Source organism: Sporosarcina sp. P29, assembly GCF_002743265.1.
In the GTDB taxonomy this organism is placed as follows: domain Bacteria; phylum Bacillota; class Bacilli; order Bacillales_A; family Planococcaceae; genus Sporosarcina.
In genome coordinates, this window is sequence record NZ_PDYX01000006.1 from 1 (window position 1) to 20,401 (window position 20,401).

Genomic DNA, 20,401 nt, shown 5'->3' on the forward strand with positions numbered 1-20,401 from the left:
ATGCCTATGGCTTTAGACGTTTCGATCACTTTAGGGCGAAAATTTTATTAAACATACAGTATAAAGAAATTGGCGTTCATTTAGGTTGAGGGGTGGATTTAAATTCACTCCACCCCAACATTTGATTTAGAACCTCTTTTTTTATGTATGGAATGAAGGGGGAAGGCAGGGGGGCTAGGGATAGGGATTTAAATAAGTTAAAACACAACAATAATTCACACACTGACTTCAGTGAGCGATCTAAGTGCTAACACTATTAACGTAGGATGGAAGCGGCTCAAGCCACGCCCACGGGAAAGCGTCCGCCAGCTGGAGCTTCCATCCCATGACGTATCCCCTAACTCACTGAACTTATGAACTTGAACTAATTACTCAAAACCACAAAAAAACAGGACGCCCCATCAATAGGGACGTCCTGTTTTTACGTACTCACGTAAATAAATGCTCATACGGCTGAATATCAATTTCCATCTGCTTCAGCTTCTTGCGCAAGAAGTTATGGTCGCGCTTCGGTGTAGCAAGAATATAGCCCTTGATAATATGATCAAATTCAATAGTTTTGGCACGGTCTTCTAACGCAATCTCACCGATCTTGGCACCGATCTTCTGCTTTGCCACATCGCGGAACAACTCCGGCACAGGCGTAACGAGTTCGTTGAGCATACTCTTCGCCTCATCATTCCATAAATGCAATGACTCATTGACGTAATGCTCTTCCCAATCCAGCGTCGATTTTCCGTCTTCTTTCGGCAATACCTTCAGGAACTTCCGGAACATAAAGAATCCACCGATAGCGAATAAGCCGATCATCACAATACCCCAAAATATAATAAACCACATAAATAGGTCTGGCACGGTTTTTTCACCTCTTCCATTCTATCCTTCATTATAAAAGCAATTGAGAAATATTTCACTAACAAAGTATCCTTTTCGAGATTTCTGTCTATATAGCGGATGAAAGGAGGTGATACACATGGCAGCAGCACTAGAATTCAGTCAGGCTACGGCGAAGATCCACTTTAATGCAGGCGTTAACGAAAAAGGTCACTTCATTCGTAAGATTAAAACGTACAAATTCATCAATGATGACGCAACACCGGCAAATATGTACACTGCTTTGACACAACTCGCTTCATTATCAAGCTACCCATTAATTCAGCTCGAGAAAGTCGTAACAGAAGATCTTCATAACTAAAACCGTACAGGAGGAGAGCGCATATGGCAAAAGTATTGGAACTAACATTTTTAACCGCAGCCAATAAGCCGGTGAAATTAACGGTAGATGAACCGCATGAAGACCTTACGGAAGGGCAAGTCGAAACCGTGATGCAGCAAGTGATCGCAAGCAATATCTTCCTCATCGAAGAATCTCCACTCGCTACGATCAAAAGCGCACGAATCGTTGCACGTGATACACAAAACATCGTCAGTCGATAAGTTGCGGCCGGTTTTCAGTCCTGTACTGGAAGCCGGCTTTTTTATTCAATGAAAACGAGAGAGGGGGAGTGAACAATGGAGGACTGGCTACAGCTTATACAAGATGTTGGATTCCCGATTTTCGTATCGTTTTATCTACTACATCGTTTGGAAGTGAAGTTAGAAGCGATTCATGGCGTTCTCTCGGACATCAAAAACAGGTGACTTCATAGGAACTTCATGAATCCGACAAGATTTAGCCAAAATGCGGGACGCCTTCACCTTGTATGCGTTGTGAACTTTCGTTATGATAAAGTGACTATTAAAAGGTGGAGGAATCGAAAAATGTATAAAAAGCTTTTGGTACCGTTGACACTTATATTTGTGCTGTTGTTGAGTGCGTGTGGTGGTGGTTTTAAACCGGACCATAAATATAAAGTGGATTCATTTGAATTTACCAACCAAAACAATGAAACTGTAACCGATGAAGATCTAAAAGGCTCTGTCTGGCTGGCACAGTTCGTATTCACGAAATGTACAACAGTTTGTCCGCCGATGATGAGCAATATGGTTACGTTGCAGGAAGAATTAATTGACAATAAAATCGAGGATTATAATATTGTGTCGTTCAGTGTAGACCCGGATGTAGATACACCGGAAGAATTGGCAAAATACCTTGACCTATTCAGCGCGCCGGATGAAAGTAAATGGCAGATGCTGACAGGATACGATATGAAGACGATTGAAAAAATAGCCGCTTCATCGTTTAAACAATTAGTGAAACAAATTCCTAACGATGATCAAGTCATCCATGGTGTTTCATTCGGCTTGGTAAATCAAAACAACGAAGTAGTAAAATTATATGGTGGGAACGAAGACGTGCAATATGATACAATCGTAAAAGACATGAAAGCACTCATCAAAGAAGGCAAGTAATCAACAGAAGGGGTGAGGCAATGAAGAAATTAAAGAAAAAGAGACTCAGTCGATCGGGACGCGTTATGGTCGCTTTTTTGGTTTTATTAGTACCTGTTGCTGTCACACTCTTTACGATTTCCGCCATTCTTTGGGTGAATTTCGGAAAACACGACACGATTGCAGAAACGGCTACAGCGTTATTTCATATTCAAGACCGTAAAACTGGAGAAGCCGTCCCACAGGAATTTATTCCAATCTATATCGAAGCAGCAAAAGAATACAATATTCCTTGGACGTTGCTTGCAGCGCATCACCGCATTGAGACTAGGTTCTCTACAATGAAAACCGACGTCTCGCCTGTTGGAGCAGAAGGACCGATGCAGTTCATGCCATGTACTTTCGTCGGCTGGGATTATCCTGGTTGTAAGGAGTTAGGCAAGGGAGAAATTCCTGAACGCGATAAGATCGATCCGGCTGTCATCGAGCAATATGGCGGCTACGGTGTCGATGCAAATGGTGACGGAATAGCGGATCCATTTGATATAGAAGACGCCATCTTCAGCGCGGCGCACTATCTGTCGGATAGTGGTGCAGCGGATGGGGATATACAGAAAGCAGTTTTCACTTATAATCACAGCGATCAGTATGTAGAGGATGTATTGTGGTACTATAATGAATTCGAAGAACAACGCATCGCCTCAGAAAAACAAGTGAAAAAATAAAACGTAGAGTCCACCGAATTTGGTGGCTCTACGTTTTTTTAGTTTCTATACGTTTGAAGGTGACGTTCAGAAAGCGGGTGATTGAGCGGTTGCAGGTCGGGAAAGAGCGCTTAACGTAAAGTATGAGCGGTTACGGCCCATGATAGAGCAGTTGCCAACTAGTATAGAGCGCTTCGCAGCGACCGTAGAGCGGATTCGCATGAACTATGAGCGCCTAAACAATTCAATGAGCCAATTCGCAACGTTTTCTCGTTACGCCTAATTTTATTCACAAAATAAAAAACGTGAAGCGCCTCGAATGGGCATCTTCACGTTTTGATGTTTAATTTTATGAAGCTTTACGCATACTCTTCATAATCAAGCTCACAATGAATACAAGTACGATCGCACCGATTAACGCTGGTACGAAATAGAAACTAGAGATCTGTGGACCCCATTCTCCTAATAGTGCACCACCAATCCATGCACCTACAATACCTGCAATGATGTTACCAATAATACCGCCGGGAATATCTTTACCTAAAATAAGTCCAGCTAGCCAACCAATGATACCTCCGATAATTAAGAACCATAAAAAGCTCATGTTGCTCATCTCCTTTTCAATATGTTATGTAGCTCTCGCTTAGTATTGGTATTGCCATCTTTTTAATACCTCAAACATTTTTCGTTAAAAAAGTTCAGACAGGAGAAAATACCTGCTGAACTTTCGGATTGCTTATTTGGCTAGTACAGTCGCGCCCAAGGTGTTTTGGAAGTGGGAGAGAGCCCAGTCATGGCCTGCAGCGTTGAAGCTTGCGACGCCGCCTTCGTGGACGACAATCGTGTAACCGAGGTTGTACGCGTCAACTGCAGTATGTAAAATGCAAATATCCGTACATACACCCATAAGATGGATTTCCGTAATGCCGCGTGCACGCAATTGGATATCGAGGTCTGTTCCAGCGAACGCACTGTAGCGTGTTTTATCCATCCAAATAATTTCTTGCTTCTGCTCGGTATAAAGATCATGCAATGTCCCATAAAGATTTCTACCTTCCGTACCTCGAATATTATGAGGTGGGAATAGTTTGCTTTCAGGATGATACGGATCATTTTTTTCATGCAGATCATTGATAACGAATACTGGCAGTTGTTGTTTCAAATAATCTGCTGTCTGATCGACAATATACTTCTCAAGCGCGATACCTGGTTCGCCACAAGTCAATGCGCCGTCTTTAGCAACAAAATCTACTGTATAATCTACAACGAGTAACGCTTTCTTCATATAGAACATCTCCTTTTCTTTATTTTCTCATAGTGGCGGCCTAGTGTCTAAACATATGTAAAGACATCTTTGAACTCATTAATCTGCATAAAATCATAATAAAACATAAAATATTTAAAATAATAAATAATTATTTTTTCGAAAAAGATATACAGTAAATGACATAAACTGCATTTTTACGAGTAAAAGTCGTGCTATTTGAGAATGCAAACGACTAATTGAGAATTCTTAATGATATTTCGTTTAGTCATAAGCTTTTCTTATGTACACCTATAATGTATATGTATTTTACTATTGTTCTTTGGTATACTAAGATGGAGTAGAGGAAAGATGTAAACTTTTCGTCTTTCAGTACATAAAGGGAGGAAACAAAAAAATGGCAAAAAGCAACTTGCATAATAGCCGTCAGTCTTTCACAGTAAACGACAAGACGTATAACTACTACCGTTTGAAAGCTTTAGAAGAAGCAGGACTAACAAAAGTATCGAAACTTCCTTATTCTGTAAGAGTATTACTAGAATCAGTACTTCGTCAACACGATGGATACGTAATCAAGGACGACCATGTTGAAGATTTAGCTAAATGGGGCACTGTACAAAACGCAGACGCTGAAGTTCCATTCAAACCTTCACGTGTAATCCTACAAGACTTCACAGGAGTTCCTGTTGTAGTGGACTTGGCTTCATTGCGTTCTGCAATGAATGAACTAGGTGGAGATCCAAACGAAATCAACCCTGAAATTCCAGTGGATCTAGTAATTGACCACTCAGTACAAGTAGATAGCTATGGTACTCAACAAGCTCTACAACTGAACATGGAACTAGAATTCGAACGTAATGCTGAGCGTTACCAGTTCCTAAGCTGGGCACAAAAAGCATACGATAACTACCGTGCAGTACCACCAGCAACGGGTATCGTTCACCAAGTAAACCTTGAATATCTAGCAAACGTTGTTCACGCTGTGGAAAACGAAGATGGATCATTCGAAACATACCCAGATACATTAGTTGGAACGGACTCCCACACGACTATGATCAACGGTATCGGCGTACTTGGATGGGGTGTTGGTGGTATCGAAGCCGAAGCAGGAATGCTTGGACAACCTTCATACTTCCCAATTCCAGAAGTTATTGGTGTGAAATTAGTTGGAGATCTTCCAGACGGAACAACTGCAACTGACTTAGCGCTTAAAGTAACTCAAATCCTTCGTGCACAAGGTGTTGTAGGTAAATTTGTTGAGTTCTTCGGCCCTGGCGTTTCTAAATTGCCACTTGCTGACCGTGCGACAATCGCAAACATGGCGCCTGAATATGGTGCTACTTGTGGATTCTTCCCGGTTGACGAAGAGTCACTTAACTATATGCGCTTAACAGGCCGCGACGAAGAACACATTGCAGTAGTGAAGCAATACTTGATCGAAAACGATATGTTCTTCACTCCTGAAAAGGAAGAGCCGACATTCACTAAAGTTGTAGAAATCAACCTTAGCGACATCGCTGCAAACCTTTCAGGTCCAAAACGTCCACAAGACTTGATTCCATTGACTGAAATGCAACAGTCTTTCAAAGACTCAGTTGTAGCTCCAGAAGGAACACAAGGTTTTGGATTAACTCCAAAAGAGCTTGAGAAAAAAGGCACAATCAAGTTCGAAGACGGACGTAAAGTTGATCTTAAAACTGGTGACGTTGCAATCGCAGCTATCACTTCTTGTACAAACACATCTAACCCTTACGTAATGTTGGCGGCTGGATTGGTTGCGAAGAAGGCTGTTGAAAAAGGACTTACACCTCCTGCATACGTGAAAACATCATTGGCACCAGGTTCAAAAGTCGTTACTGGCTACTTGAACGAATCAGGTCTATCTGATTACTTGGATACAATCGGATTCAACACAGTAGGTTACGGTTGTACTACATGTATCGGTAACTCGGGTCCATTGCTTCCAGAAATCGAAAAAACAATTGCTGACGAAGATCTTCTAGTTACATCTGTCCTTTCAGGTAACCGTAACTTTGAAGGCCGCGTACACCCATTCGTGAAAGCGAACTACTTGGCTTCACCTCCACTAGTTGTAGCATACGCACTAGCTGGAACAGTGAACATTGACTTCGCAAAAGATCCAATCGGAACGGACAAAGACGGTAAAGACGTATTCTTCAAAGACATCTGGCCTACTACACAAGAAGTCAACGATGTATTGAACGCTACAGTTACACCTGAATTGTTCCGTAAAGAATATGCTCGCGTATTCACTGAAAACGAAGCATGGAACGCAATTGAAACGACTGACGATTCACTATACGATTTCGATGAATCTTCAACATATATTCAAAACCCACCGTTCTTCGAAAACCTTTCGAAAGAACCTGCGGATATCGAGCAGCTTAAAGGCTTGCGTGTAATCGGTAAGTTCGGTGATTCTATCACGACTGACCATATTTCACCTGCTGGAGCTATCGGTTTGAACACACCTGCTGGACTCTACTTGCGTGAAAATGGCGTAGAGCCACGTAACTTCAACTCTTACGGTTCACGTCGTGGTAACCACGAAGTCATGATGCGCGGAACGTTTGCGAACATTCGTATTCGTAACCAAATCGCAGCTGGCACTGAAGGTGGATTCACTACGTACTGGCCAAACAAAGAAGTTATGCCGATCTATGATGCTGCAATGAAGTATCAAGAAGACGGTACAGGTCTAGCTATCCTTGGTGGTAAAGACTACGGAATGGGCTCTTCACGTGACTGGGCAGCAAAAGGTACAAACTTGCTTGGCATTAAAACAGTTATCGTAGAAAGCTTCGAGCGTATTCACCGTTCGAACCTAGTGATGATGGGTGTACTTCCACTTCAATTCATCAATGGTGAAAACGTTGAGTCTCTAGGCTTAACTGGTGAAGAAGAAATCAGTGTAAATATCGCTGAAGGCGTAAAACCACGTTCAATCCTTAAAGTTACAGCGAAAGCTCCAGACGGCAAGGAAACTGAATTTGAAGTACTAGCTCGTTTCGACTCTGAAGTTGAAGTGGACTACTACCGTCACGGCGGAATCCTTCAAATGGTTCTACGTAATAAATTAGCAGCTAAGTAATAAGAAATTGATGAGGGTGCCCGGCTTAGCCGGGCACCTTTTTTGCATTTTACAAGCGAAGTAGCAGGGAAATAATCAAAACCATCGCGTGGACGCTCATTCAATTCGTGTAAGCGCTCATAGTTCATGCGTATCCGCTCTATGGTCACCGCGAAGCGCTCTATCACAGCCCGTATCCGCTCATACTCAAGCCATAACCGCTCATAACGTCGTCTTAAGTGCTCTAAGGCAACTATTAAGCGCTCAATCCTAGTCCGCGAAACCATCAGAATGTCTATCACAAGCAATCCACTTTCCCATTCGCTATACTAGAGCATGAGGTGATCACATGTTTACCAGTGAAAAAGAAATAGAAGTACGATACGCAGAAACCGATCAGATGGGCGTCGTCTACCATGCGAACTACTTAGTTTGGATGGAAATCGGCCGCACTACGCTGATCAAAGACCTCGGATACGAATATGCACAGCTCGAGCGCGACGGCTACCTATCGCCTGTAACAGAGCTGTCAGTGAAGTATAAGACGTCGATTACATATGGTGAGACCATTACCGTCAAAACATGGGTAGAGTCGCACGGAAAGCTACGTACCGTCTACGGCTATGAAATCCTGCATGCGGATGGATCGATTGCCGCAACCGCTGTTTCCGAGCACGTAGTAGTCAAAAAAGAGAACTTCCGCCCTGTATCATTGCGTAAAATCCATCCAGAGTGGGACGCCAAATACACAGAAATTCAGCGAGGCGAAGGCTGATGGCATTCGGAATCAATCGACAACAATTAAAAGAGTGGAAAAATGCGGTGCAGCGTGAGGAAATTGCGTTTTTGACACATTATTGGCTAGATGACCGTTTTCCAACAGTAAATACCGTCACAAAAGCAGGATGCAGTGATGTAAAAAAGCTGATAAAGTGGGGAAGTCAGTACGGTTTGCAACCGGAATGGATCCACGCGCGCGAAGAATATCCACATTTTGATTTACTCGGGGAACGTCAAGTAGATATTTTGACAAAAGAAGGGCAATTACATCAATTAACGCGATTAAAAAATGGTAAGCAGAACTCTTTATAGGAGTTTTGCTTACCATTTTATTTGTCATTATGCTACTTGATAGTCAAAGGATAATTCTTCTGTTGACGAATCCGCATCAATATGCAGGTCATGTCCATCAAAGAACCAAAGATCTCGTTCTTCCACGTAATAATGCACGCCGTTTACGATGTTTTCTACTGCCAGCTCGTCTGGTTCTTCTTTCGTAATACCTATGGAAAAGCCTTCATGTAGCGGACTGGATCCGCCATAACGCGCGAAAAACTTAACATAATCGCCTGTAGCGACTTCCATCTCTTCTTCAAACCATTGAATTGCTTGTTCGGATAGGTGAATATTCATGCTGTATACATCCTTTCCAGTGGAGAACCCTAAAGCCATTTCACTTTCGGTTCGGTTCCATTTTTAATTCGGCTAATATTGTCACGATGGCGATAAAAAATGAAGAAGCCCATCAGTGCGACGACTAAAAATAAATACAGGTCGCCACCCATAAAGTAATAAATGAGACAGTATAGTGGTCCCATGACAGACACGATGATGGATGTTAACGATACCATCTTCGTTAGTTTTAACGCAATTAAAAACGTAATGACGACCAATAAAAAAATGGGCCAATTATAGCCAAGTAATACACCGCCAGAAGTCGCAACGGCTTTTCCACCTCTAAGACCTGCAAAAATAGGGAAAATGTGTCCGAGTACTGCGACGACTCCAAGAATTAACGGATGAATCGCTGTATCATGAAAGAACGGCAATAGCGGTAAAAGAACAGCTGCTGTTCCTTTGAAGATGTCTAGCAGTGTGACGACAATGCCAGCTTTCTTTCCGAGTACTCGAAATGTATTCGTTGCACCCATGTTTCCACTGCCATGCTGTCTAACATCCGTTCCATAAAAAAGCTTGCCGATCCAGAGTGCGGAAGGGATAGAGCCGAGCAAATAAGCTGCCAGAATGATAACGTAATTTTCCATAGTGAACCCCTTTATGCATGATAAACTATTTTATTATTAGTGTAGCAGATGCATAAGTTCTGGACAATAATAGATTTCTAGGGGAAGATGAAGAACAGACGAAAAAACGAAATTCCGTATAAATCGTTCGGAGCGTTGTCATGGTTTGCTCGTTGCATTCCGTACATTTCTTCTATACAATAGGTTGAGCTGAAACAAAACGTTGATTTGACAAGGTTTATCAGAAGATGTATGATTAAAATAACAGAACATTTGTTTGACGGGGGTTTCATTTTGACGAAACAGAAAATACAAAATACGTATGATGATAGTTCCATTCAAATTTTAGAAGGCTTAGAAGCGGTACGAAAAAGACCAGGAATGTATATCGGTTCGACCGATACGAGAGGTCTACACCACTTAGTCTACGAAATAGTGGATAACTCGGTGGATGAGGCGCTAGCCGGCTTCGGTAATGAAATTGATGTCACGATCCATAAAGACGGCAGCATCAGCGTACGAGACTATGGACGCGGTATGCCGACAGGGAAGCATGAGTCAGGGAAACCGACTGCTGAAGTCATTATGACAGTCTTGCACGCAGGCGGAAAGTTCGGACAAGGCGGCTATAAAACGAGTGGTGGCTTGCACGGCGTAGGGGCATCTGTTGTCAATGCTTTATCCGAGTGGCTAGAAGTGACCATCTATCGTGAAGGAAAGAAATTTCTCCAGCGCTTTGAACATGGTGGCAAACCGGCTACCACGCTTGAAGAAATCGGTAAAACGAAAGAAACCGGCACGACGATTCATTTCAAACCGGATACGACGATCTTCTCTACGATTAAATATCAATATGACACACTGGCAGAAAGATTGCGTGAGTCCGCTTTTCTATTGAAAGGTTTAAAGATTACGCTAAAAGAAGAAAGTACGGATAAACAAGATATCTTCCATTACGAATCGGGTATTGAAGCGTTTGTTGCCTATTTGAATGAAGAAAAAGAAGTGTTGCATGAAGTAGCGTACCTCGAAGGTGAAGTCGACGGCATTGAAGTCGAGTTTGCGTTCCAGTTCAGCGATGGCTATGCCGAAACCATTCTTTCATTCGTTAACAACGTCCGCACGAAAGACGGCGGAACGCATGAAACCGGTGCGAAAGCTGCAATGACTCGTGTGGTGAATGAATACGCACGTAAAGCAGGCTTATTGAAGGAAAAAGATAAGAATCTCGATGGCTCAGATATTCGCGAGGGGATTGCAGCGATTGTTTCGGTTCGTATACCGGAAGAAATCTTGCAATTTGAAGGTCAAACGAAAGGGAAACTCGGTACTAGCGAAGCACGAACGGTGACAGATGCCGTCATATCGCAAAAAATGCTGTATTTCCTTGAAGAAAATGCGGAACTGAGCGCAAATCTTGTCCGTAAAGCGATCCGTGCGCATCAAGCACGTGAAGCTGCACGAAAAGCACGTGAAGATGCGCGTTCAGGCAAGAAACGCAAGAAATCCGATACATTGTTATCCGGGAAATTATCTCCGGCGCAATCACGTAACGCAGCCAAAAATGAATTATATCTCGTGGAAGGTGACTCAGCTGGCGGTTCAGCAAAACAAGGTCGCGATCGTACGTTCCAAGCGATTTTGCCGCTGCGTGGTAAAGTCATCAATACAGAAAAAGCGAAACTTGAAGACATCATGAAAAACGAAGAAATCAACACAATCATCCATGCAGTCGGTGGTGGAGTCGGTGCGGATTTCCAAATTGAAGATGCTGCGTACGACAAAGTTATCATTATGACCGATGCCGATACCGATGGCGCACACATTCAAGTGTTGCTATTGACGTTCTTCTATCGTTATATGAAGCCGTTAATTGAAGCGGGTAAAGTGTATATCGCACTGCCGCCTTTATTCAAAGTGTTTAAAGGCACAGGTAAAAGTGAAAAGCTTGCCTATGCGTGGACAGATGATGATCTTGAAGGTGCTATCGAAAAAGTCGGAAAAGGCTATATGCTTCAACGCTATAAAGGTCTTGGTGAGATGAACGCCGATCAATTATGGGAAACGACGATGGATCCATCGACACGGACGTTGATTCGTGTAACGATTGAAGATGGAGCGAAATCCGAGCGTCGCGTGACCACGTTGATGGGTGATAAAGTCGAACCACGTCGTAAATGGATTGAAGAGAACGTCGATTTCGGCTTGATTGAAGAACATAATATTTTAGACAATGCATATATACATGTTGAGGGGGATACGGAATGACACAGTCAGAAACGTTTCAAGATCTGCCCTTGGAAGAAGTAATTGGTGACCGTTTTGGGCGTTATAGTAAATACATTATCCAGGACCGTGCGATTCCAGATGCACGGGACGGATTAAAGCCGGTGCAACGTCGTATTTTGTACGCGATGTTCCATGAGGGCAATACACATGAAAAAGCGTTCCGTAAATCCGCAAAAACGGTCGGTAACGTAATCGGTAACTATCACCCACACGGTGATACATCCGTTTATGACGCGATGGTCCGGATGAGTCAGTCATGGAAGTTGCGTCATGAAATGGTAGATATGCAAGGGAATAACGGTTCGGTCGACGGAGACTCTGCGGCTGCCATGCGTTATACCGAAGCTCGACTTTCTGCTATTGCGAGTGAAATGTTGCGCGATATTCGTAAAGAAACAGTCGATTTTGCTTTTAACTTTGATGATACGGAACTAGAACCAACTGTTTTACCGGGACGTTTTCCGAATTTGCTAGTGAACGGAACGACTGGTATTTCTGCTGGTTATGCGACCGATATTCCGCCACACGCACTGCATGAAGTCATCGATGCGGTGTTGATGCGCTTAAAGAAGCCGGATGTCAGCGTAGATGAGCTGATGACGGTTATTCCGGGACCAGACTTCCCGACAGGCGCGATTATCCAAGGAACAGACGGAATCCGCACAGCCTATAAGACAGGAAAAGGGCGTTTCATAATCCGCGCATTATGGGAAATCGAGCAGTTAAAAGCCGGTAAATCTCAAATTGTCATTACGGAAATCCCGTATGACGTCAATAAAGCCAATTTGGTCAAGAAGATGGATGAACTGCGCCATGACCGTCGATTGGATGGTATTGCGGAAATTCGTGACGAATCCGACCGTACAGGCATGCGTATCGTAGTCGAGTTGAAGAAAGAAATGGACGGCACAGCGATCATGCAATATTTATTGAAGCATACCGATCTACAGATCACGTACAACTTCAATATGATTGCTATAGCAGGTAGACGTCCGATGTTGATGTCTCTTCCAATGCTTCTTGACGCGTATATTGATCATCAAAAAGATGTCATTACACGACGTTCCAACTTCGATATCCGTAAAGCTAAAGAACGATTACATATCGTAGACGGCTTAATGAAAGCTTTATCGATTCTCGATGAAGTCATTAAGACCATTCGCGCGTCAAAAGATAAAAAAGATGCGAAGTTGAACTTGGTCAATGCGTATGAATTTACGGAAGTTCAAGCAGAAGCCATTGTTTCATTGCAACTTTATCGATTGACGAATACGGATATTACGGAATTAAAACACGAGGAACAAGAACTACGTAGCCTGATCACAGAGCTAGAAGCGATCCTTGCAAGCGAAGCTAAATTGATATCTGTTTTGGTAAAGGAAATCAAAGAGATCCGCAAGCAATTCGCGGAACCACGTCGTTCTGTAATTGAAGAGAAAATAGAAGAACTGAAAGTAGATCTGGATATATTAATTCCTAGCGAAGAAGTCATGGTATCCGTCACAAAAGGCGGCTATGTCAAACGTACAAGCATGCGTTCTTACTCCGCGTCGGGTGGAAAAGGCCAAGAAATGAAGGAATACGATTATAATCTAATCGAATCTGCCATGAATACACAGCATCACTTGCTGTTGTTCACCTCCCTCGGTAATTACATCTACCAACCGGTCCACGAGCTGCCAGAGATACGCTGGCGTGATTTAGGGCAGCATTTATCCAGCATTTGCGGACTCGAGCCAGGCGAAGAGCTAGTAGACGTGATCGCACTTGAGAAATTCGATGAAAACAGTAGCATTTTAACTGCTTCATCCAATGGGAATGTAAAAATATCGAAACTGACCGACTTCCAAGTGCAACGGTATAACCGTTCATTTAAAGCAATGAACGTCAAAAAAGACGATCGACTAGTTGGTGCACGGGTTATAACGGGTGAAGAAGACGTATTATTGATTAGTAAACAAGCCTATTCCTTACGATTTGCACTGTCCGAACTCGCGATTACGGGTATCCGTACAGGCGGCGTCAAAGGAATCAATTTGAAAGCTGAAGACGAGCTAGTGGCGTTTGAAGTGATTACATCGAAAACGAGAAATATCTTTGTTGCAACACAGCGCGGATCGGTGAAGCGCATGAATATTTCTGAGTTCGAAGTAAGTTCTAGAGCGCTTAGAGGCGTGACAGTGGTGAAGGAATTGAAATCTAATCCACATCGCGTCATTGCGATGAAGACAGTGAAAGACGATGAAGAAATGGTCTTGCTGACGACACGCAATCACAAGGTAGAGATCGATCCGATGTCGTTGAAGAACACGACGCGTCAGACAACGGGAAGTGCCGTTGTAGATGAGGCGAAGGAAGGCAAAGTTGTCCAAGTTTCTACAGTGAAAAAAGAACGTAAATAAGTGTGTATGCATGAGCTGTCCCGCCGGTCGTTATATATGACTGGCTGGGCAGCTCCTTTTTGTGTTTTACGATTACCATGCACAACTTCCACCACCGTATAGGAAAAAAGCGGTGATGTATCTTGCAAGTCGTGGTGATCTTGCATAGAAGTCGGGTGTATCTATTCTAGTCAGAAAAAAGTGAAAACAAAAAACGCTGTATCCCCAGCGCTTTGTCAGTACGTATTCAAACTTTTCCAGTGCTAATAACATTAATTACTTACTCTCTAAAAGTAAAAATAATAATAAAAGTGCTTTGTTATGATTTATTACAAGTTAGACAAACAACTAGCAGATATGAGAGTGGAGAGGTGAAGAGTATATGAAATTGATAAATGAAGAAGTTGTATCGAATTTAGAATTGGATCCATTATTCCATCCACGAACGATTGCGGTTCTGGGAACTTCCGAGAATCCGAATAAAATTGGATACTTGCAGCTAAAGGCGCTACTTGACGGAGGGTTTGCAGGAGATATTTATCCGATCCATCGCAGTGCGCAGCAAATTGCAGATTTGACGTGTTACCCAAGTGTTAAGGATGTACCGAATACAGTAGATTTAGCTATTCTCTGTGTGGGGATCGACCAAGTGGAAAAATGTTTGATCGAGTGCGGTGAAAGCGGTGTCAAAGCGGCAATCGTCTTCGCTTCAGGCTATTCCGAAATTGGGGAAGCGGGTCTAGTAGCTCAACAACGTCTAAAAGACATTTCCGACACGTACAATATCCGCATTATCGGACCGAACTGTGTCGGCTTACTCAATACAACGAATGGGTTGATGGGAACTTTCTCGCCAGGATTGACGAATATGCCGTTGAATAAAAAGCGTGAAGCAGGCTTCGTCACACAAAGTGGAGCGTTCGGCGTGTTGACGTATATCGCCGCTGCCCAGCAAGGTTTAACGTTCAACTATTTTGTCAGTGTTGGCAATGAAGCCGACGTAGGCTTTGCGGACGTCATGGAATACATGCTGCATGACCCGAACACGACGATCGCAACCGGCTATCTCGAAGGAGAGAAAAATCCCGAGAAGTTACGCAAGCTAGCGAAATTCGCACTCGAGATCAATAAACCAATGGTCATCATGAAATCAGGACGAAGCAGTGCAGGCAGTCGAGCCGCAGCGTCACATACGGGTTCACTAGCGGGTGCCGATCAAGTATATGATGGATTCTTCAAACAAACCGGTATTGTTCGAGTGGAAGATTACGTAGATATTATTTCTTTCTCTAAGCTATTCATGTCGAAGAAGACACCGAAAGGAAGAAATGCGGTCATCATTACGAGCTCCGGCGGAAGAGGTATCAACGAAGCAGATCGCTGTGAATCATACGGTCTAAATATTCATCCGCTAAGCGATCAAGTAAAAAAAGAAATCGAGAAAAACATTCCTAGTTATGCAAGCGCTTCCAACCCGGTTGATTTGACCGCAGCGGCATCGATTACTAACCCAGAACTATTTATTGAACCATTGAAAGTGCTCGTCAACGATCCGGACACAGACATCATCATCTTCTCCGAATTCCCAATGGGCTGGGATGAAAACACGCCCGAGCTACAAGAATTTGTGCAGCTTTGCGAGAACTCCGATAAGTTCGTTCTCGTGACGACATTCCCACTTGAAGGCATGTCCGTTCCTAAAGGTGTCGGTTATTTAGAAGATCACGGTATCGCGTTCGTTAGAGGTGATATGAACCCGATCCGCTCACTGGCCAAGCTAGTCGAGTACAGAGAAACTTACGAGAAAGCTAAGGAACAGCGAATGCAAGCGGAACCTAAGAAAATCAATAAAACGAACATCCGTCACTTATTACTAGAAAACCAGACGTTAAGTGAGTCGCAGTCAAGTGAAATTTTGAACGAATACGGAATTCGGACAGCGAAACGCGCAATCGCACAGTCTTCTGAGGAAGCGGTACGGTTTGCGGATACTATCGGCTATCCTGTCGTGCTGAAAATCGATTCACCTGATATTCCGCATAAGACGGAAGTAGACGGTATCCGCTTGAATGTACAGAACGCGGAACAAGTAAGAAAAGCGTATGACGAAGTGTATCAAAATGCCACTCGAAACTGTCCAACCGCAACTATTCACGGTGTGTCCGTACAAGAAATGTTAGCTGAAGGTGTAGAGGTCATTGTGGGTGTTACGAATGATCCGACATTCGGTCCGGTTATCATGTTCGGCCTCGGCGGTGTATTCGTTGAAGTATTCAAGGATGTATCATTCCGCGTCGCACCGATCACGAGACAAGATGCAATCGATAAAATGGAAAGTCTCAAAGGCTATGAACTATTAAAAGGTGTACGAAATAAAAAGCCGGTCGACCAAGAAGCAATCATCGACGTGTTGCTGAAAGTATCCGAATTGATTCAAGATTATTCAAATGAAATTAAGGAAATCGATATTAACCCGCTCATCGTGTACGAAAACGGCATTGTAGCGGCAGATGCATTGATCATTACAAAGTAATTCATGAGGAGGATGGAAAATGGACTTAGATCAAAGTGTCATTGGCTTAACGAGTAATGAATACGTCTTTGAAGTAGAACGACGACATGTCGGTCAATTCGCCGCGGCGATTGGCGACGATCATCCACTTTATACAGACGAAGAGTACGCCAATCAATCGGCTTACGCAGGACTGATCGTACCGCCCACTTTCCCTATTGCGATGAATGACGGCAAGACGGAAATGCCACTCGATCTCGATCAGCGTAGAATGTTGCACGGCGAGCAGGAATTCCTGTATTACAAGCCGATCCGTATCGGAGACCGACTGCGTTGCCAGATCAAAGTAAGCGATCTGTATGACAAAGAAGGCAAAAGCGGAAAGATGCAGTTTTTGAAGCTCGATACGGAAATGAAAGATGAAACGGGCGAACTCGTTTGTATTAGCCGCATGAATATCGTCTATCGCTCACTAGCGAACTAATGGAGGGACCTCATATGATTAAAGATTGGGTGTTGGAAGAACTAACCGTAGACCAGAAACTTGAACCCATGGTGAAGCCACCGATTACGAAAGTACAGCTCGCCCAATATGCAGGTGCATCCGGAGATTTTAACCCGTTGCACCTCGACGATGACTTCGCAAAAAAAATCGGCATGGACGGTGTCATTGCACACGGCATGCTCGTAATGGGTTTCCTTGGCGAGTACGTCATGAAACTTGCCGGTCAGGAAGCACGCGTCGCAAATTTAAAAATGCGTTTCGGCAAAATGACTGTACCAGGTGACGAAATTCGTTGCTCAGGTGTAGTGGAACGAACATACGAAGAAGATGGTAAGCGATGTATCGCGCTCGAGCTGACCGCTGAGAAAGTATCTGGAGAAGTCGTCGGATCAGGTAGCGCCATCTTGCAACTAACGTAAAAGCCATCGTGAAATAGGAGGAATATAACTATGGGAACTATTAAAGACCGCTACGCCATTGTAGGCGTAGGAGAGAGCGAACGCTCAAGAAAATCGGGAACAACGCCTCTTCATTTAGCACTCGATGCTGCAAGAGCCGCGATAAAAGATGCAGGTTTGAAAGCGACGGACATCGACGGATTCATGAACTATAACGAAGGAGATTCTTGTACTTCCCATCAATTGGCAACGTATCTTGGTGTACGACCGAAATACGTCAAAGATATCCAAGGTGGCGGAGCGAGTACAGAGATGCTGATTGCGGATGCCGTGGCGCTCATTGAAGCGGGGCAGCTCAATACCGTATTGATCTATCGTTCATTAAACGGAAGCTCAGGAACACGTGTAGGACGCGGCTATGACCCAGATATGCTTCAAGGTGCATTGGCTGGCGGAAGTTTCGTCATTCCGTATGGTTCAGCAAGTCCGTCACAATGGTTCGGTATGTATGCGACGCGTCACATGCATGAAACGGGTATTACGAAAGAACATCTCGGACATGTGTGTTTGAGTTTCTATGAGCATGCACAGCGTAATCCAAAAGCTTTCTTACACGGTAAGCCGTTAACGATGGAAACATATCTTGCTACACCGGATATTAGTTCGCCATTTAATATCCATGATTCGTGCCTCGAGCTAGATGAAGGCAATGCGATCATCGTGACGTCTGCAGAAAAAGCGAAAGACTGCACGTCAAAACCCGTCTATATTATGGGAATGTCCGCACGCCAATGTCATCCGCACGTACACTACTGGAATGACATCGACCAAGTCGCTTCGGATTATGTAGCGAAAGAACTTTATGAAAACGCAGGTGTAACTCCAGACGATATCGACGTGGCGTCGATCTATGACTGTTTCAGCTGGGTCGTGATGCGCCAGCTTGAAGCCTATGGATTCGCGAAACGCGGAGAAGTAGGAGATTTTGTTGCAGAAGGTAATTTGAAGATTGGCGGAAAATTGCCAACTAACACAGCGGGTGGCATGTTATCCGAAGGCTATACGCACGGAATGAATAATGCGATTGAAATCGTTAGACAGCTGCGCCACGACTATGAAGGAACCGACCGCCAAGTAGAAGATTGCAAGATCGGTATTTGTACGGGCTGGGCTGGACCGGATATTGCAGGCGCTATGATCTTACGAAACTAGGAGGAATCACTATGACACAAGCAACGACAGCATACCAAAAACCCATTCCATTAAAAGATATAGATAATGCCCCGTACTGGGATGCAGCAGACAAACACCAATTGGCACTGCAAAAATGTGAGGACTGTAATGCTTATTCACAACCACCAGGCCCTACGTGCGCAAAGTGCGGAAGTGAAAATGTCCGCTTTGAACAGTTAGGTGACGATATAACAGCGACAGTCTATTCATACGTCGTGTCCTACCGTCCATTCCTGCCGGGCTTCCAAGATGAATTGCCGACCATCATCGCACTCGGACAACTTGATCAAGTGCCGGAAGTCAAAATTATGTGCAACATCTTACAGTGTGAGGAAAAGGACTTGGAGATCGGCATGCCAATCCGCATGACATGGATTGATATTACGGAAGACCGTGCATTGCCACAGTGGATTCCAAGCACGAACTGATCGATAGACGACATAGAAAGGATGAGCGAGTATGGATTTCTCTTTCACGAAAAAAGAAGAAAAATTTAGAGCTGAATTACGAACGTGGCTCGAGGCCAACCTTCCTGAAGGCTGGCTAGAAGGCAAGCGAGACTTACCGGAAGATCTCGATGAATACTCCCGCGTATTACGCGCATGGCAAAATACATTGTACGAAGGCGGATGGGCAGCGATCGCGTGGCCGAAAGAATATGGTGGACGCAACGCTAGCTTGATGGAAGAAATCATCTATCATCAAGAGATGGTCCGCGTGAAAGCACCACCACTTATTAACTATATCGGGATCCACATGGTAGGTCCTACGTTGATCGACATCGGCACAGATGAACAAAAAGAAAGATATTTGAAGAACATCTTAACAGGGGAAGAAATATGGTGCCAAGGCTATTCAGAGCCAGGCGCAGGCTCGGATTTAACGGGACTTAAAACACGTGCCGTAAAAGACGGTGATCGTTGGCTCATTAACGGTCAGAAAGTTTGGACAAGTTTTGGTCATGTGGCGGATAAATGCTTCTTGCTGACGAGAACGAGTACACATCCAGAGAAGAAACACCGCGGTATTACCGTGTTCATGATGGATATGGACCAGCCAGGCGTTGAAACGCTTCCGATTGTTCAGATGGACGGACAGTCAGAATTTAACGAAGTGTATATGACAGATGCTGTAGCGACGGATGCGGATATCGTTGGACAAGTGGACTCAGGCTGGCATGTATTGATTGCCTTAATGCTCCATGAGCGTACAGGGATTGGTGCAGAACTATTTACACTCGAAAAACAATTCAACGATACGGTGGAACTGGCACAGCAGTATAAAGTAAATGGCCGTCCATTAATTGAAAATCCAGCAGTTAGACAGAAATTAGCGAATTTCTATGCTCGCGTGCGTGGATCGCTACTCAATTACTATAAAAACCTAACAACGACGATCAAGAACGGTCAACCAGGTGCAGAAACGTCTATCGATAAATTGGTCGTTACAGAGCTACATCAAGCACTCTCTGCTTTCGCAGTAGAAATTCAAGGACACCAAGGTGTGTTATTGGATAAGGATGCTGTAGCGGATCCGAAGTGGCAGCATTTATTCCTCGCTTCATTCGGACAGACAATCGGTGGCGGTACGAGTGAAGTACAACGCAATACGATTGGCGAGCGGGTACTCGGATTACCAAAAGATATGGGACGTTAATAGATGTGGAGGG

The 20,401-nt window shown here is 43.9% G+C and carries 21 protein-coding genes; 16 read left to right on the plus strand and 5 right to left on the minus strand.

Annotated features, from left to right (window positions below):
- Nucleotides 1-429: 429 nt before the first annotated feature.
- On the minus strand, nt 430-840 hold the full coding sequence (locus tag CSV68_RS06925) for a DUF2621 domain-containing protein (protein ID WP_085133516.1): 411 nt from the start codon (nt 838-840) through the stop codon (nt 430-432).
- A gap of 133 nt (nt 841-973) precedes the next feature.
- Between CSV68_RS06925 and CSV68_RS06930 the strand changes: the two genes are divergently transcribed.
- The 5 genes from CSV68_RS06930 (at nt 974) to CSV68_RS06950 (ending at nt 3,056) form a co-directional block, all read left to right on the plus strand.
- Nucleotides 974-1,195: a DUF1659 domain-containing protein gene (locus CSV68_RS06930; protein ID WP_099633467.1), complete on the plus strand. Its 222-nt coding sequence runs from the start codon at nt 974-976 to the stop codon at nt 1,193-1,195.
- A 23-nt stretch (nt 1,196-1,218) separates the two neighbouring features.
- Nucleotides 1,219-1,437, plus strand: a complete 219-nt coding sequence (locus tag CSV68_RS06935) for a DUF2922 domain-containing protein (protein WP_099661757.1) — start codon at nt 1,219-1,221, stop codon at nt 1,435-1,437.
- A 75-nt stretch (nt 1,438-1,512) separates the two neighbouring features.
- Nucleotides 1,513-1,641, plus strand: a complete 129-nt coding sequence (locus tag CSV68_RS06940) for a YvrJ family protein (RefSeq protein WP_081657891.1) — start codon at nt 1,513-1,515, stop codon at nt 1,639-1,641.
- 120 nt (nt 1,642-1,761) lie between these two features.
- Nucleotides 1,762-2,352 carry an SCO family protein gene (locus CSV68_RS06945; protein ID WP_099633465.1) on the plus strand — a complete coding sequence of 197 codons (591 nt, stop codon included), beginning with the start codon at nt 1,762-1,764 and terminating at the stop codon, nt 2,350-2,352.
- 20 nt (nt 2,353-2,372) lie between these two features.
- The gene (locus tag CSV68_RS06950; RefSeq protein ID WP_099633464.1) at nt 2,373-3,056 is read left to right on the plus strand and encodes a lytic transglycosylase domain-containing protein; all 684 of its coding nucleotides are present in this window, start codon (nt 2,373-2,375) and stop codon (nt 3,054-3,056) included.
- Between the two features lie 328 nt (nt 3,057-3,384).
- Here CSV68_RS06950 and CSV68_RS06955 read toward each other — a convergent pair whose 3' ends face one another.
- Nucleotides 3,385-3,639 (minus strand): GlsB/YeaQ/YmgE family stress response membrane protein, encoded by a 255-nt coding sequence (locus CSV68_RS06955; RefSeq protein WP_029053795.1) that lies wholly within the window; start codon nt 3,637-3,639, stop codon nt 3,385-3,387.
- 132 nt (nt 3,640-3,771) lie between these two features.
- Nucleotides 3,772-4,320, minus strand: coding sequence for a cysteine hydrolase family protein (locus tag CSV68_RS06960; protein WP_099661758.1), 549 nt, complete (start codon nt 4,318-4,320; stop codon nt 3,772-3,774).
- 376 nt (nt 4,321-4,696) lie between these two features.
- Between CSV68_RS06960 and acnA the strand changes: the two genes are divergently transcribed.
- From acnA to CSV68_RS06975, 3 genes are all read left to right on the plus strand, one after another.
- Entirely contained in the window at nt 4,697-7,411 is a 2,715-nt protein-coding gene (gene acnA / locus CSV68_RS06965; protein ID WP_099633462.1) for an aconitate hydratase AcnA, read from the plus strand.
- 328 nt (nt 7,412-7,739) lie between these two features.
- Nucleotides 7,740-8,165 carry an acyl-CoA thioesterase gene (locus tag CSV68_RS06970; protein ID WP_099661759.1) on the plus strand — a complete coding sequence of 142 codons (426 nt, stop codon included), beginning with the start codon at nt 7,740-7,742 and terminating at the stop codon, nt 8,163-8,165.
- Nucleotides 8,165-8,482 carry a hypothetical protein gene (locus tag CSV68_RS06975; protein WP_099633460.1) on the plus strand — a complete coding sequence of 106 codons (318 nt, stop codon included), beginning with the start codon at nt 8,165-8,167 and terminating at the stop codon, nt 8,480-8,482. The genes CSV68_RS06970 and CSV68_RS06975 overlap by 1 nt, the downstream gene beginning before the upstream one ends.
- A gap of 27 nt (nt 8,483-8,509) precedes the next feature.
- Here CSV68_RS06975 and CSV68_RS06980 read toward each other — a convergent pair whose 3' ends face one another.
- Together CSV68_RS06980 and plsY are read right to left on the minus strand one after the other, a co-directional pair.
- Nucleotides 8,510-8,803 carry a HesB/YadR/YfhF family protein gene (locus CSV68_RS06980; protein WP_099633459.1) on the minus strand — a complete coding sequence of 98 codons (294 nt, stop codon included), beginning with the start codon at nt 8,801-8,803 and terminating at the stop codon, nt 8,510-8,512.
- A 29-nt stretch (nt 8,804-8,832) separates the two neighbouring features.
- Complete coding sequence (gene plsY, locus CSV68_RS06985; RefSeq protein WP_099633458.1) at nt 8,833-9,435, minus strand: glycerol-3-phosphate 1-O-acyltransferase PlsY; 603 nt, start codon at nt 9,433-9,435, stop codon at nt 8,833-8,835.
- A gap of 231 nt (nt 9,436-9,666) precedes the next feature.
- Between plsY and parE the strand changes: the two genes are divergently transcribed.
- From parE to CSV68_RS07025, 8 genes are all read left to right on the plus strand, one after another.
- Nucleotides 9,667-11,682, plus strand: a complete 2,016-nt coding sequence (gene parE, locus CSV68_RS06990; RefSeq protein WP_233192878.1) for a DNA topoisomerase IV subunit B — start codon at nt 9,667-9,669, stop codon at nt 11,680-11,682.
- Complete coding sequence (gene parC, locus CSV68_RS06995) at nt 11,679-14,105, plus strand: DNA topoisomerase IV subunit A (protein ID WP_099661761.1); 2,427 nt, start codon at nt 11,679-11,681, stop codon at nt 14,103-14,105. Before parE ends, parC begins: the two co-directional genes overlap by 4 nt.
- A 361-nt stretch (nt 14,106-14,466) precedes the next feature.
- Nucleotides 14,467-16,617: an acetate--CoA ligase family protein gene (locus CSV68_RS07000; RefSeq protein WP_099661762.1), complete on the plus strand. Its 2,151-nt coding sequence runs from the start codon at nt 14,467-14,469 to the stop codon at nt 16,615-16,617.
- A gap of 19 nt (nt 16,618-16,636) precedes the next feature.
- Complete coding sequence (locus tag CSV68_RS07005) at nt 16,637-17,080, plus strand: MaoC family dehydratase N-terminal domain-containing protein (protein ID WP_099661763.1); 444 nt, start codon at nt 16,637-16,639, stop codon at nt 17,078-17,080.
- 14 nt (nt 17,081-17,094) lie between these two features.
- Nucleotides 17,095-17,520: a MaoC/PaaZ C-terminal domain-containing protein gene (locus CSV68_RS07010; RefSeq protein WP_099633453.1), complete on the plus strand. Its 426-nt coding sequence runs from the start codon at nt 17,095-17,097 to the stop codon at nt 17,518-17,520.
- A 30-nt stretch (nt 17,521-17,550) separates the two neighbouring features.
- On the plus strand, nt 17,551-18,711 hold the full coding sequence (locus tag CSV68_RS07015; RefSeq protein ID WP_099633452.1) for a thiolase C-terminal domain-containing protein: 1,161 nt from the start codon (nt 17,551-17,553) through the stop codon (nt 18,709-18,711).
- An 11-nt stretch (nt 18,712-18,722) separates the two neighbouring features.
- Nucleotides 18,723-19,160 carry a Zn-ribbon domain-containing OB-fold protein gene (locus CSV68_RS07020; RefSeq protein ID WP_099661764.1) on the plus strand — a complete coding sequence of 146 codons (438 nt, stop codon included), beginning with the start codon at nt 18,723-18,725 and terminating at the stop codon, nt 19,158-19,160.
- 31 nt (nt 19,161-19,191) lie between these two features.
- Nucleotides 19,192-20,388 (plus strand): acyl-CoA dehydrogenase family protein, encoded by a 1,197-nt coding sequence (locus CSV68_RS07025; protein WP_099661765.1) that lies wholly within the window; start codon nt 19,192-19,194, stop codon nt 20,386-20,388.
- The last annotated feature ends 13 nt before the right edge of the window (nt 20,389-20,401 follow it).

What these genes read in the sequence shown, in the direction of transcription:
- CSV68_RS07020 (WP_099661764.1), top strand. Translation starts at nt 18,723, where the DNA reads ATGACACAAGCAACGACAGCATACCAAAAACCCATTCCATTAAAAGAT.
- CSV68_RS06950 (WP_099633464.1), top strand. Translation starts at nt 2,373, where the DNA reads ATGAAGAAATTAAAGAAAAAGAGACTCAGTCGATCGGGACGCGTTATG.
- CSV68_RS07015 (WP_099633452.1), top strand. Translation starts at nt 17,551, where the DNA reads ATGGGAACTATTAAAGACCGCTACGCCATTGTAGGCGTAGGAGAGAGC.
- CSV68_RS06930 (WP_099633467.1), top strand. Translation starts at nt 974, where the DNA reads ATGGCAGCAGCACTAGAATTCAGTCAGGCTACGGCGAAGATCCACTTT.
- plsY (WP_099633458.1), bottom strand. Translation starts at nt 9,435, where the DNA reads ATGGAAAATTACGTTATCATTCTGGCAGCTTATTTGCTCGGCTCTATC.
- CSV68_RS06945 (WP_099633465.1), top strand. Translation starts at nt 1,762, where the DNA reads ATGTATAAAAAGCTTTTGGTACCGTTGACACTTATATTTGTGCTGTTG.
- CSV68_RS07000 (WP_099661762.1), top strand. Translation starts at nt 14,467, where the DNA reads ATGAAATTGATAAATGAAGAAGTTGTATCGAATTTAGAATTGGATCCA.
- CSV68_RS06955 (WP_029053795.1), bottom strand. Translation starts at nt 3,639, where the DNA reads ATGAGCTTTTTATGGTTCTTAATTATCGGAGGTATCATTGGTTGGCTA.
- CSV68_RS06980 (WP_099633459.1), bottom strand. Translation starts at nt 8,803, where the DNA reads ATGAATATTCACCTATCCGAACAAGCAATTCAATGGTTTGAAGAAGAG.
- CSV68_RS07005 (WP_099661763.1), top strand. Translation starts at nt 16,637, where the DNA reads ATGGACTTAGATCAAAGTGTCATTGGCTTAACGAGTAATGAATACGTC.
- CSV68_RS06975 (WP_099633460.1), top strand. Translation starts at nt 8,165, where the DNA reads ATGGCATTCGGAATCAATCGACAACAATTAAAAGAGTGGAAAAATGCG.
- CSV68_RS06970 (WP_099661759.1), top strand. Translation starts at nt 7,740, where the DNA reads ATGTTTACCAGTGAAAAAGAAATAGAAGTACGATACGCAGAAACCGAT.
- CSV68_RS06960 (WP_099661758.1), bottom strand. Translation starts at nt 4,320, where the DNA reads ATGAAGAAAGCGTTACTCGTTGTAGATTATACAGTAGATTTTGTTGCT.
- CSV68_RS06935 (WP_099661757.1), top strand. Translation starts at nt 1,219, where the DNA reads ATGGCAAAAGTATTGGAACTAACATTTTTAACCGCAGCCAATAAGCCG.
- CSV68_RS07010 (WP_099633453.1), top strand. Translation starts at nt 17,095, where the DNA reads ATGATTAAAGATTGGGTGTTGGAAGAACTAACCGTAGACCAGAAACTT.
- parE (WP_233192878.1), top strand. Translation starts at nt 9,667, where the DNA reads ATGATTAAAATAACAGAACATTTGTTTGACGGGGGTTTCATTTTGACG.
- parC (WP_099661761.1), top strand. Translation starts at nt 11,679, where the DNA reads ATGACACAGTCAGAAACGTTTCAAGATCTGCCCTTGGAAGAAGTAATT.
- acnA (WP_099633462.1), top strand. Translation starts at nt 4,697, where the DNA reads ATGGCAAAAAGCAACTTGCATAATAGCCGTCAGTCTTTCACAGTAAAC.
- CSV68_RS06925 (WP_085133516.1), bottom strand. Translation starts at nt 840, where the DNA reads ATGTGGTTTATTATATTTTGGGGTATTGTGATGATCGGCTTATTCGCT.
- CSV68_RS06940 (WP_081657891.1), top strand. Translation starts at nt 1,513, where the DNA reads ATGGAGGACTGGCTACAGCTTATACAAGATGTTGGATTCCCGATTTTC.
- CSV68_RS07025 (WP_099661765.1), top strand. Translation starts at nt 19,192, where the DNA reads ATGGATTTCTCTTTCACGAAAAAAGAAGAAAAATTTAGAGCTGAATTA.